Source organism: Planktothrix sp. FACHB-1355 (assembly GCF_014748295.1).
Lineage (GTDB): Bacteria > Cyanobacteriota > Cyanobacteriia > Cyanobacteriales > Aerosakkonemataceae > Aerosakkonema > Aerosakkonema funiforme_A.
In genome coordinates, this window is sequence record NZ_JACJUP010000074.1 from 1 (window position 1) to 11,534 (window position 11,534).

At 46.7% G+C, this 11,534-nt stretch carries 13 protein-coding genes; 11 read left to right on the top strand and 2 right to left on the bottom strand.

The window, feature by feature from the left end; translation table 11 throughout:
• The coding region (locus tag H6S82_RS05810) for a hypothetical protein (RefSeq protein WP_191056080.1) at positions 1-187 on the bottom strand (187 nt) is incomplete at its 3' end.
• A 253-nt stretch (positions 188-440) separates the two neighbouring features.
• On the opposite strand from H6S82_RS05810, the gene H6S82_RS05815 reads away from it, so the two are divergent.
• From H6S82_RS05815 to H6S82_RS05835, 5 genes are all read left to right on the top strand, one after another.
• Entirely contained in the window at positions 441-641 is a 201-nt protein-coding gene (locus H6S82_RS05815) for a hypothetical protein (protein WP_190465598.1), read from the top strand.
• Between the two features lie 414 nt (positions 642-1,055).
• Positions 1,056-3,068 carry a GspE/PulE family protein gene (locus H6S82_RS05820; RefSeq protein WP_190465596.1) on the top strand — a complete coding sequence of 671 codons (2,013 nt, stop codon included), beginning with the start codon at positions 1,056-1,058 and terminating at the stop codon, positions 3,066-3,068.
• A gap of 152 nt (positions 3,069-3,220) precedes the next feature.
• Positions 3,221-4,324, top strand: a complete 1,104-nt coding sequence (locus H6S82_RS05825) for a type IV pilus twitching motility protein PilT (RefSeq protein WP_190465645.1) — start codon at positions 3,221-3,223, stop codon at positions 4,322-4,324.
• A gap of 287 nt (positions 4,325-4,611) precedes the next feature.
• Complete coding sequence (locus H6S82_RS05830) at positions 4,612-5,841, top strand: type II secretion system F family protein (protein ID WP_190465594.1); 1,230 nt, start codon at positions 4,612-4,614, stop codon at positions 5,839-5,841.
• Positions 5,842-5,928: 87 nt separating this feature from the next.
• Entirely contained in the window at positions 5,929-6,516 is a 588-nt protein-coding gene (locus H6S82_RS05835) for a hypothetical protein (RefSeq protein ID WP_190465592.1), read from the top strand.
• Between the two features lie 73 nt (positions 6,517-6,589).
• Here the strand turns inward: H6S82_RS05835 and H6S82_RS05840 are convergent, their stop codons facing one another.
• On the bottom strand, positions 6,590-7,591 hold the full coding sequence (locus tag H6S82_RS05840) for a saccharopine dehydrogenase-like oxidoreductase (RefSeq protein ID WP_190465590.1): 1,002 nt from the start codon (positions 7,589-7,591) through the stop codon (positions 6,590-6,592).
• Positions 7,592-7,862: 271 nt separating this feature from the next.
• On the opposite strand from H6S82_RS05840, the gene H6S82_RS05845 reads away from it, so the two are divergent.
• The 6 genes from H6S82_RS05845 to H6S82_RS05870 all read left to right on the top strand — a co-directional run.
• Positions 7,863-8,072, top strand: coding sequence for a DUF2997 domain-containing protein (locus H6S82_RS05845; RefSeq protein WP_190465588.1), 210 nt, complete (start codon positions 7,863-7,865; stop codon positions 8,070-8,072).
• A 38-nt stretch (positions 8,073-8,110) separates the two neighbouring features.
• Positions 8,111-8,497, top strand: coding sequence for a DUF1257 domain-containing protein (locus tag H6S82_RS05850; RefSeq protein ID WP_190465586.1), 387 nt, complete (start codon positions 8,111-8,113; stop codon positions 8,495-8,497).
• Between the two features lie 53 nt (positions 8,498-8,550).
• The gene (locus H6S82_RS05855; protein ID WP_322111919.1) at positions 8,551-9,027 is read left to right on the top strand and encodes a ferredoxin; all 477 of its coding nucleotides are present in this window, start codon (positions 8,551-8,553) and stop codon (positions 9,025-9,027) included.
• A gap of 165 nt (positions 9,028-9,192) precedes the next feature.
• Entirely contained in the window at positions 9,193-9,477 is a 285-nt protein-coding gene (locus tag H6S82_RS05860) for a PqqD family protein (RefSeq protein ID WP_242056836.1), read from the top strand.
• Positions 9,461-9,958 carry a lasso peptide biosynthesis B2 protein gene (locus tag H6S82_RS05865; RefSeq protein ID WP_190465583.1) on the top strand — a complete coding sequence of 166 codons (498 nt, stop codon included), beginning with the start codon at positions 9,461-9,463 and terminating at the stop codon, positions 9,956-9,958. Before H6S82_RS05860 ends, H6S82_RS05865 begins: the two co-directional genes overlap by 17 nt.
• The coding region (locus H6S82_RS05870; protein WP_191056081.1) for an asparagine synthase-related protein at positions 9,955-11,534 on the top strand (1,580 nt) is incomplete at its 3' end. The genes H6S82_RS05865 and H6S82_RS05870, both read left to right, overlap by 4 nt.

The window sequence follows — 11,534 nt, forward strand, 5'->3', positions numbered from 1 at the left end:
TATCGTAGGTATCTGCTTCTGCTTCTACCTCTGAGAGGATATTTTCCTCAATAGCAACTTCTTCAGAGTTTAGCCCAGGTTTTGCCTGCGAGTCCATCTTTGCGGTAGCACTGTCGCTTAAGATTTCCTCTGGAGTATCCCGAGTTGGGTTTTCAGTTTTATCTGTCTGCTTAACTTCGTCAATCATCGTTTACTTTTCCCGGTTAAGAGACTGCTAGCGAGAGCGACCCAGTTCGTATAAAGAAAGCGCTAGCTCCCCCCTTAACTTTACTTTATCCTTTTGAGGCGCACGATAGCTTATGCCAATTTGTTTTTAACTTATTTCCACTGCCAAATCTAGATTGAGCAAGTTATGAGCCTAAAATCGGGTATTTTTACCAAATGGCTGCCATCCAAAATTCTGATAGCATTTATGGTAGCAACTTAGTGACTACCAAGCGATGCCGCGAAAAAACGGTGTTTGGATTAACTTTCAAGCCAGCCCCGACGAGAAGGAAAGACTGCGGCAGTACTGCCAGCAAACCCAACGCTGTCAAAGTGATGTGCTGCGAGAATTAATCCGTTCTTTGCCTGAAACCAAATCTTGTGAAGAGGTTACATCGGTTCGAGCGGTCGTTCATCCTACTAAAGAAAGTACTTAGGGGGTTACAGACTACCCAGCCTATTTCTGTAAAGGCTATCATCTTGAAATACAGACGAAAAACGAAAAGTTTTTCTGTCTTTGGGCAGTCGAGCCCACAGCTTCTCGCAGACCCTGCCGCCCAAACCGGGCATCCTCAAATGCTGTTGAGGCCATAGACGACCTTGTATAAACCATCCAAAGGAAGACCAATCCTGAGTGTTCGAGTTCCGGGCATACGCTTGGGTGCATTTGTTCGGTCAATTTTTCTAGATCGGCCTCCTATGACAACCGTACCAAAAAATCTATGCTTACCAAGCTGTAATTTGTACAAGAAAAGTCTACTGACCCTCATTGAGCCGCAAATATTGCCCAGTAATGCAATTTTGCCAAAAAATTTTGGGAATACTTTATAAGGAGAGCTTCTGGATCGGATATGACTAACTCCTCATCATCGCCGCGACGCAGCACCAGCCTGATTGCGCTGAATTTCTCGCCTTTCGGCAACAAGCTAATTCAGTCTGGCTATATCAATCCTGACGATATGAAGAAGGCGATGATTGAAAGTCGCCAGTCAGGCAGGCCGCTAACGGAAGTACTAGAATCAATCACGGGGCGACAGTTACCGCCAGAGTTACTGCGTCAATACAAAAAACAACAGCTATTTGAACTAAAAATCCTTTTCGGGGTTGAATGCTTAGATCCGGAAATCACTCAAATCCAAGCCAATAATCTGGGAGAATTGATCGATACTTTAATACCGATCGATATCTGCCGTCGCTATCGCTTAGTACCCCTCTCGAAGAACGAAACGACTCCACCCAGCGTTTTGGTGGCAATGGTCAATCCCGACGACCTAGAAGCGCTCGACGATCTTAACCGCATCCTGCGACCTCAAGGTCTGGGTTTACAGCGGATGGTTATTACCCGCGAAGACTACGAGCAGCTGATAACGCAGTACTTGGACGAACAAGCTCAAAAGTTAGCCAAGCGTGCGGCTGAAGACCGCGAAAAAGAATTATCTGTAAATGAAGGAGAATTCGAGAGTGTCGATATCGACGATGCTCCCATCGACGCAGACATGGACTTGGATGCGGCTTTGGGTGAAGCAGAGTCAGCTCCTATTGTCAAAACAGTCAACAAAATCTTAGCCAAAGCTTTAACTGATGGGGTATCCGACATCCATGTGGAACCTCAAGAAGAGTTTCTCCGCATTCGGATGCGTAAAGATGGGGTGCTGCAAGAACCTTTTCCACCCCTACCGAAGAAGGTCATACCAGCAATCACTTCTCGCTTCAAAATTATTGCCAACATGGATGTGGCAGAACGCCGTCAAGCTCAAGACGGTCGGATTCGGCGGGTGTTCCAGGGACGCACGGTAGACTTCCGGGTCAACTGTCTGCCTTCTCGTTACGGCGAGAAAATCGTATTGCGGATTCTGGATAACTCGTCCACCCAGCTGGGTTTGGATAAGTTAATCACCAATCCGGAAACGCTACAAATGGTCAGAGATATGGCCAGCCGTCCCTTCGGGTTGATCTTGGTGACAGGGCCAACGGGTTCGGGTAAATCAACCACTCTTTACTCTATTTTGGCAGAACGCAACGATCCGGGAGTGAACATCAGTACTGCTGAAGACCCGATCGAATACGCCTTAGGGGGGATTACTCAGTGTCAGGTAATCCGGGAAAAAGGTTTAGACTTCACCAACATCCTGCGGGCGTTCTTGCGGCAAGACCCAGATGTGATTCTGGTGGGTGAGACGCGAGATAAAGAAACGGCAAAAACAGCTATTGAAGCGGCGCTAACGGGACACTTGGTATTGACGACGCTGCACACTAACGACGCTGCTGGCGCGATCGCTCGCTTGGATGAAATGGGCGTCGAACCGTTCATGGTGTCCGGTGCTTTGCTGGGTGTCTGCGCTCAACGCTTGATGCGGCGCGTTTGTAGCGAATGCCGCATTCCCTATACACCGACACCGGAAGAACTCGCCAAGTTTGGTTTATCTGCTTCTCGCGAACTGGAAGTGACTTTCTACAAAGCAAACACCTTACCGTCAGACCAAAGGAAGGCGGCGATCGAAGCTGGGACTGTGTGTCCGAAATGTACTGGTGTCGGCTACAAAGGTCGTTGCGGTGTGTATGAAGTGCTGAAGGTAACAGAACGGTTGCAAAACTTAATCAACCAAGGCGCTCCCACCGAACGGATTAAAGAAGCCGCAGTCGAAGAGGGTATGGTGACATTACTCGCTTACAGCTTACAGCTGGTTCGCGATGGCGCTACTACGTTTGAAGAAGTGGAACGGGTCACTTTCACCGACACGGGTCTAGAAGCAGAATTGAAAGCAAAACGCAAGAGTTCTCTTACCTGTCGCGTTTGTTATGCCGAAGCTCAACCAGAATGGCTAGAGTGTCCTTACTGTCTGACACCTCGCTTTGTTGATTAGTCCTTGACAAATTTAAAATTTCAAATTGCAGATTGCCAGTTTATTTGAATCTAAAATTTGAAATTTTAAATCTGAAATTCTCAGAAAATATGACGGCTCCCAACTAACAACTAACAGCTGATAATTACCCTAAAGGAGACAGCCCAATGCCGATGGAAATGATGATTGAAGACGTAATGGAGTCTCTGATCGAGCAAGGCGGCTCGGATATGCACATCCAAGCAGGAGCGCCGATATACTTCCGTATCAGTGGTAAACTTACCCCTCAAACTCAATTCGGTGAAGTTTTGGCTTCAGACGATTGTCAGAAACTGATATTCAGTATGTTAAACAATTCCCAACGCAAAGATTTGGAGCAAAACTGGGAGCTGGACTGCGCCTATGGGGTCAAGGGGTTAGCTCGTTTTCGTGTCAACGTCTACCGGGAACGCGGTTGCTGGGCTGCCTGCTTGCGAGCTTTGTCTTCTAAAATACCCGATGCCGATAAGCTGGGAACGCCGATGGTACTGCGGGAACTTACGGAAAGACCTCGCGGAATGTTGTTGGTGACAGGGCAAACTGGTTCTGGGAAAACAACTACGATGGCGGCGCTGATCGATTTAATTAACAGGACGAGATCGGAACATATTCTCACAGTAGAAGACCCGATCGAATACGTTTTTCCGAACATTAAGAGCTTGGTTCACCAACGGCAAAAGGGAGAAGACACCAAGAGCTTTTCCAACGCACTTAAAGGTGCCCTGCGTCAAGACCCGGACGTTATCCTAGTAGGGGAAATGCGCGATTTGGAAACTATTGGGCTAGCGATTTCGGCGGCTGAAACCGGTCACATGGTACTTGGGACGCTGCACACTAACTCAGCAGCAGCGACAATAGACCGGATACTGGACGTGTTTCCTCCCATTCAACAACCCCAAGTGCGATCGCAGCTGTCTAACGCGATCGTCGGTATTTGCTCTCAAAACCTAGTGCCCAAAATCGGCGGCGGTCGAGTCTGCGTTCAAGAAATCCTCGTCGGGACGCCAGCGATTTCCAATTTGATCCGCGAAGGAAAAATTGCTCAAATTTACTCGGCCATCCAAACCGGCGGTAAATTGGGTATGGTGACAATGGAAATGGCACTTGCTGGGGCATACAAAGAAGGCAAGATTACTTACGATGCAGCTATGTCCAAAACTTCTAAACCCGATGAATTGCAACGCCTGATTGGACCTGCGCCAGTGGGATCTCCAGGCCAGAAAGTAGCGGCACACTAGGAACTAGGAAAGAGAAAAAAGGGTAGTTTCTTGCAAATCGGTTGCAGTATTTTTAAACTATTTAATTTTACCTTCTGCCCAGCCATTTACTCTTTCCATAACCTGAATGCTGAATTACAACAACTAATATCAAGTGTGGTTAAAACTTTAGTTATCAAAGTATGTGGTTCGTGGTTAGCTTTGACTGGGAAGAAACCACGAACCACTAACCGCAAGGGATAAATAAAATGACAGACCGCAACTGGAATTTGGTGTGAAAAAGTAGATTTTAATCTTGGATATGAATTATGCCTACCTACGTTGCTACAGTTAGGGATTCTAAAAAACCCGAAAAAGTTGAGGCAAATTCTCTGGCTGAAGCCAAAGAGAAATTGATGAGAAAAGGTCTTGTCGTCCAAGACCTGAAGGAATCTAAAAGCTTTCAATTGCCTGACTTCGGGAGTTTACTTGCCAAGATCACAGTCAAGGAATTGGCGATGTTTTCTCGCCAATTCTCTGCGATGTTCAACGCGGGTGTACCGATGGTGAGATGCCTTGCCGTGTTGACCGATCAATGTACCAATGCAAAGCTTAAAAAAGCTTTAACGCAAATTAGCGCTGACGTGAATGAGGGTGTCAGTCTAGCAGATTCGTTGCGTAAACATCCGGATTGTTTTGACGGTTTGTATGTGGCTATGGTGGAATCCGGAGAAACTGGTGGTATTCTCGATGAAGTACTTAACCGGGTGGCGAAAATTCTCGAAGATTCCGTTAGACTTCAGAACCAAATTAAGTCAGCGTCGGCTTATCCAAAAATGGTGGGTGGTTTGGCAGTCGTAATTTTTATCGCGATGACAACTTTTCTGCTGCCAATCTTTGCGAAAATATTTGAGGATCTTGGCATGGAATTGCCCGCACTGACTATGTTTATGCTGGCCATCAGTAAATTTTTGCGGGGGCCGACTTTACCAGATCCAGAAAGAAATTTCAACATATTTATCGGTATTGCTGCTGTGATGGGAGCAATCTGGGCTTACAAGCAATACTACAAAACTCCAGCCGGTCGTTGGCAAATAGATAAAGCAATGTTGAAACTGCCGATCGTCGGAGAATTGATCAGAACAACCGCTGTGGCTCGTTTTTGTCGCATATTTGGGATGTTGACTCGTTCTGGCGTACCAATGCTGACATCAATGGAAATTGTGAGAGATACAGCAGGTAACGTGATTGTTGCTACTGCTATTGAGGACGCTCGCAAAGAAGTAGAACAAGGTGGCATGATCAGCATTGCTTTGCAACGATCGAATGTATTCCCGGTGTTGGCAATTCAAATGATGAGCATTGGGGAAGAAACCGGAGAACTGGACAAAATGCTGCTGAAGTTGGCGGAATTTTACGAAGATGAAGTAGAGCAAGCTGTGAAAGGTCTTACCAGTATGCTAGAACCGTTGATGATGGTTGGTATCGCTGGCATGGTGGGTATGATCTTGCTCTCCATGTATCTACCTATGTTCAAAGTTATGGACGGGATCGGCTAAGAAAGAAAGACTTTTGCAAGCCTGATTAGATCGGCCTGAGTAAAATACAGAAATGATGGTGTAAATTATTGGAGTCCCGATCGGGCAATGTCTGTCAAACCATCTCATTACGAAGCTTTACTGGCGGAGTACAGCAGCCAAATGGGAGCGATCGCGCTTCTGAAGCAACATCGTCCCTATTTGGAGCTGATCCCCAGCCTGCGACGACCGGATGAAAGCATAATCGCTATTCCTTTGCCGTTAGTACGCATTAATCAGCCTTTATCGCCCACAAAGCAAATAGGTGTTATCAATACCACAAAAGAGACTATTTGTCTAGCTTGCGATGTGGCAGTTTTAATGTGCGACCCCGAATGGAAAATTAAAACAGGGGTAGAAATTCTCGTATTTATCCATCGCCCTCAAGAAGATTTTTCCGATCTACTCAGTCGTTGGCGGCAGACTCAGGTGCTACTGGAACGAGGTTATGAGTGGGTGATGCCCTCTCGCTACAAACACGTTCTCAGTGAGGAGGCGGAAAACATCCATCCTCTGTTTGTTGTTTTTGCCCAAACTCCAGAACGGATTATACGGGGGCTGAGCGGAGCTTATCTACCTTTTGTAGTTCAGAATCTCGATAGTTTTAACGAGGAAGAAACTCCACCCGCCTTGTCGTCGGAAAGTCCAGCCGTATAGGGAAAGTCAAAAGTTAAAAGTCAAAACAAGGAATTTTTTGCCTTTTCCCTTTTCTTTCCCGACGCCCTATCGCCTATCGGACGAACTGGGGCATGATTTCTGCGGCGGTAAACAAGCCGTATGTGCCCTGCCGATGCAAACTTGTGGCTGCCTTGAGATAACCAAACGCGGGGCCACATACATTTGCTGCCATACTGGTTTCATCTCCCAGAGTGAAGGTATGGGTCGAGATTTTGCCCTCAAAAGTGCGACCCGTTATCTGAACGTTAGTACTGAGGGGTTTTTTCGCATGGCGGGTATCGACGACGCCGCCTACGGTGACGCGATCGCGCGAGCAAATTCCCGCCAGTTCTAACATCACGTCGTCGGCGTGTTCCATATTTTCTAGGGTCAGTATACCATCAGTCCGATCCAGAAGCGCTTCTACTTCCGCATCTGTCATGGCTCTGGCTTTCTCAACGTTATAACCGGGCAAATGGGCAATATCTTCGCGGATAGTAGAACGGTAAGCTTCCCAGTTAGCAATTCCGACACCAAAAGTAATTTTGACGCTGTGAATTTCCGCATAGCTTTGTGCAGCCAGGGCAGCTGCTACTGTCAGCAGTCCGGGAGTTGCTCCGCATCCAGTCATATAAGTAATTCCTGCTTGTCGCAGGGTATCTTTTAATTCCAGTAGCTGCTCGACCGCCGAAGTGCGTTTGATCGCATCTACCAAAACTCCCTGCCAACCGGATTCGATAAACTGATGCACTACGGAAGCAATAAAAGTGTTTGGTAAGTTTGGCAAGGCTAAGAAATATCCATCCACAGATGCTTGTGCGATTAAATCTGCGATGCTGCGATCGCTGAGAATGCCACTTGGCTGCAAGTATCCCACAGAACCCCGTGACTGGTAAGAGCCTATGCAGGCGTCTGGATTTAACCCTTCTTCAACATAGGCATAGCCTTCTCGATCTGCTACGGCTACCCAAAGCATCTGTTTTTTGCCAGCCAGCACCCTGGCGGCAGCTTGCCCCAATCCTCCAAAACCGAGTACCCCGACGCGAATGGGACTTGCGATCTGCTCTGCACTCATAAGACACCTTATATTCTGACAACTTCTCATTATCCTGGGTTATATGTCATTGGATATCTTGACTGCTGTGGCGAGTTAAGCGAAACTGACAAATAATTGAGGACTTAATCGCTTAATTAATAAGTTGTGTTAAGTTTTGATTCGCTTTAACCTGTATGGGTAAAGTGAAATAAACAGAAGCTTTTGCCGAATAGCCTTTGTGCGAAGGCGGGAGCCTGCTACCCCAGATCGCTCGCTGATTTCAAGTAGTCTTTAGGGTTCAGTTAAGAGCATGGAGACACTAGAGTTTGTAATTTATCCCGACGGTCGGGTAAAAGAAAAAGTTACTGGCATTGTGGGCTACTCGTGTGCTGAGGTGACGGCTGCGATCGAAGCTCAGCTCGGGCAAGTACTCAGCCAGGAGCAAACATCTGAATATTTCGCAGCAGTGCTGGAACAGCCTGCGACAGCGACAGCCCAAGCCACTTTTAGCGAGTGGTAATTTTTTTTCAGTCTAGTTTGATTTATTTACCGGAGCATATGTCACACTTTAGCCAAATCAAAACTCAAATCCGCAATCTTGCTTCCTTACAAGCTGCTTTGACAGATTTAGGGATTGACTGGAAAGAAGGCCCTTGCCCAGTGCGCGGTTATCGGGGTCAAACAATAAATGCGGAAATTGCGATCGAGCAAGATAACGGTTACGACATCGGTTTTAGCTGGAATGGCAACGAGTACGAATTGGTGGCTGACTTGCAGTTTTGGCAGCAAGCATCGTCTGTAGATAGATTCCTGAGCAAAGTGACTCAGCGTTATGCTTTCCAAACTGTATTGAACGAAACTGCTAAGCAAGGTTTTCAGGTTGCCGAACAACAACAAAATGAAGATGGTTCGATCCGGCTGGTAGTGCAACGTTGGAGGGGCTGATGTCCGACTTTTCTGGCCCACGAGGAGATGATGCCACCGATTTTTGTCTAGCAGTGGGAGACAAAAATTCCACAGTCAAGACGACAGATTCCACAAGGTCAGGTTTTGAACCGGAGCTGGGTGGTGTCTTTCGAGATGAGCCAGAGCGATCGGGCTTTGAGCCGGAACTGGGTGGTGTACTGCGTCAGAAAGGTGTTTATGTAGATGAAATTACTTGCATTGGCTGCAAGCATTGCGCTCATGTAGCCCGCAATACTTTCTACATAGAACCAGACTACGGTCGCTCTCGCGTCGTTCGGCAAGATGGCGACTCAGAAGAGCTGATCCAAGAAGCGATCGATACTTGTCCGGTCGATTGCATACACTGGGTAGACTATACAGAGTTGAAGAAACTGGAAGCAGAACGAGAGGAGCAAGTGATACCGCCTGTTGTGGGATTTCCGGTCGATCGCGCTCTCCTTACTACCAAACGCCGTCAGCAAAAGCGAAAGCCGAAGAGAAATTCAGAAGGCGTCGGGCATCGAGGCTAGAAGCTTCGTCAAGCGAATGAAAAAACCGGCTTTCTCGACCCCCATAGGGGTATATCAAGGTGGGGCTGTATCGCTCGGCCTTTTTTTTGTGAATGTTGGTTTTTTTTGGTCTTATAGGTAAGATAGCCTTAGAAATACGAGTATATAGGAGAGGTAAGGCGAGTTTTGACGATTTCCTTGAATATGCGGATTTCGATCGCAGATGATATCTTGTTTCGAGAACTAGACGGCGAATCGGTTATTCTCAATCTTAAAAGCGAACGTTATTTTGGTTTGGATGAAACTGGCACTCGTATGTGGATAGCTCTGAGTAGATATGATTTGATACAGCAAGCTTACGAAGCTTTACTATTAGAATACGATGTAGCTCCGGAACAGCTACGTACCGACTTGTATCGCTTGATCGAGCAGCTACTAGCGCATGGATTGGTGAATGTCAGCAATCAGTAGTTGGCAGAAGTTACGGAAACTATCTAAGGCAGAGCTAACGCTACTGGTTTGGACGATAGTGCTGCTGCCCCTGACGGCTTTGTCTGTAAAGTTTTTTGGCTTCCGACGTATATATTGTGCAATCGCTAAGCTTAATAGGGGTAACAGGTATTTATCGCCGATGGTGGAGAAAAGCGAAGAGCGAAATGAGAGCAAATGCCTAACTAAGGCTCATACGATCGCTCGGATAGTCGGTATAGCTAGCCAGCACGGTTTCTATCGCGCCAACTGCTTGCAAAAGTCTTTAGTTATCTGGTGGTTACTCCGACGTGAAGGTATAGAAACTGACCTGCGTATAGGTGTACGCAAACGGGAGGAAAAGTTGGAGGCTCACGCTTGGGTAGAGTATCTTGGTGTTGTGCTAAACGATCGCAATGACATTTATGAGCAATTTGCGCCTTTTGCCAGTGCTATCTCGCCAATGGGAGCAAAAGTACCATGAGCGGTATCGTTGGGATAGTTAATTTGGACGGTAAGCCAATCGACAAGCAGTTGTTGCAGCAAATGACTGAATTCATGAACTATCGAGGGCCAGACGATCGCAATATCTGGTTTGACGGTCATGTAGGCTTCGGTCATACGCTGCTGCGAACAACATCAGAGTCTGCAAGAGAGCAACAACCTTTTTGCTTGAACGGTCAGGTTTGGATTGTAGCTGATGCGCGGGTAGATAGTAGAGCAGAACTGATTCAAAAGTTTAATGGCGATATCGCTCTTGAGACAGCTACGGATGCGGAACTTATCCTACACGCTTATTGCCATTGGGGAGAAGATTGCCTGAAACACTTGCTGGGAGATTTTGCTTTTGCGATCTGGGATTCTAGACGGCAACGCTTATTTTGTGCCAGAGACCATTTTGGCGTGAAACCGTTCTATTATGCTCCTGTGGGGAATTGTCTGATATTTGGCAATACGCTAAATAGTTTGAGAATTCACCCCTATGTCTGCGATCGGCTGAACGATCTAGCGATTGCAGATTTTCTGCTGTTTGGCGATAACCAAGAGTCAGATACAACTGCTTTTGCAGATATCCAACGTCTACCGCCAGCACATTATTTAACTTGGTCTAATCTTGGGTTAAATATCAAACGTTACTGGACACTACCACTAGATGGTTATATTCGATACAAACGACCGGAAGAATACGTCGAACATTTTAGAGAGTTGATGGGAACGACGGTTAGTGACAGACTGCGGACTAACCGAGTTGCTGTCTCGATGAGTGGGGGGATGGACTCTACAACCATAGCCGCCACTGCCTGCCAATTGTGTAATCAAGATACTTTTGATTTAAAAGCGTTCACTGTTGTCTATGATAAATTAATTCCAGATGAAGAACGTTACTATTCGGGATTAGTAGCAGAAGCTTTAGGTATTCCCATTCACTACCTAGTTGCAGACGACTATACTTTGTTTGGGAAAGCGGAACAGCCTCGATCTGGCTATGCCGAACCTAGTAATGTTTCTGTATTACCAATTTTGGCAGATCGATTAAAACAAATTGCAGCCCACAGTCGAGTTCTGTTAGATGGTAATGGTGGCGATCCAGTTTTTTATTCTTGGGGAGCTTACTTTTATTTTGCCTACCTGGTGAAAAACTGGCAATTAGGTCGTCCGCTCGTAGATACGATTGAGTATGTTGTCTCTCATAAACGCCTACCCCAACCGGGAGTGCGATCGAGGGTGAAGCGATGGTTGGGAATTCGTCCCCCGGTTCCTGCCTATCCCAGCTGGATAAACACTGATTTTTCCGCTAAATGGGATTTGACTGGGAGATGGGAACAGTTTTACCGCGAAAAACCGCTGATTCATCCTGTCCGTCCAGAGGCATATCAACAGCTTACCAGTTTGAGCTGGTCATTCTTGTTTGAAAGGTACGATCCGGGAGTAACGGGTCTGCCGGTAGAGGTACGATATCCCTTTTTCGATCTGCGTCTGGTAAATTACTTATTGGCAATTCCACCAGTACCTTGGTGCTTGCATAAAGAACTGATGCGGGTGGCAATGCGGGGAATTCT

Bases quoted from the DNA above. Each gene is read 5' to 3' on its own strand.
- H6S82_RS05815 (WP_190465598.1), top strand. From the start codon at position 441: ATGCCGCGAAAAAACGGTGTTTGGATTAACTTTCAAGCCAGCCCCGAC.
- H6S82_RS05820 (WP_190465596.1), top strand. From the start codon at position 1,056: ATGACTAACTCCTCATCATCGCCGCGACGCAGCACCAGCCTGATTGCG.
- H6S82_RS05825 (WP_190465645.1), top strand. From the start codon at position 3,221: ATGGAAATGATGATTGAAGACGTAATGGAGTCTCTGATCGAGCAAGGC.
- H6S82_RS05830 (WP_190465594.1), top strand. From the start codon at position 4,612: ATGCCTACCTACGTTGCTACAGTTAGGGATTCTAAAAAACCCGAAAAA.
- H6S82_RS05835 (WP_190465592.1), top strand. From the start codon at position 5,929: ATGTCTGTCAAACCATCTCATTACGAAGCTTTACTGGCGGAGTACAGC.
- H6S82_RS05840 (WP_190465590.1), bottom strand. From the start codon at position 7,591: ATGAGTGCAGAGCAGATCGCAAGTCCCATTCGCGTCGGGGTACTCGGT.
- H6S82_RS05845 (WP_190465588.1), top strand. From the start codon at position 7,863: ATGGAGACACTAGAGTTTGTAATTTATCCCGACGGTCGGGTAAAAGAA.
- H6S82_RS05850 (WP_190465586.1), top strand. From the start codon at position 8,111: ATGTCACACTTTAGCCAAATCAAAACTCAAATCCGCAATCTTGCTTCC.
- H6S82_RS05865 (WP_190465583.1), top strand. From the start codon at position 9,461: ATGTCAGCAATCAGTAGTTGGCAGAAGTTACGGAAACTATCTAAGGCA.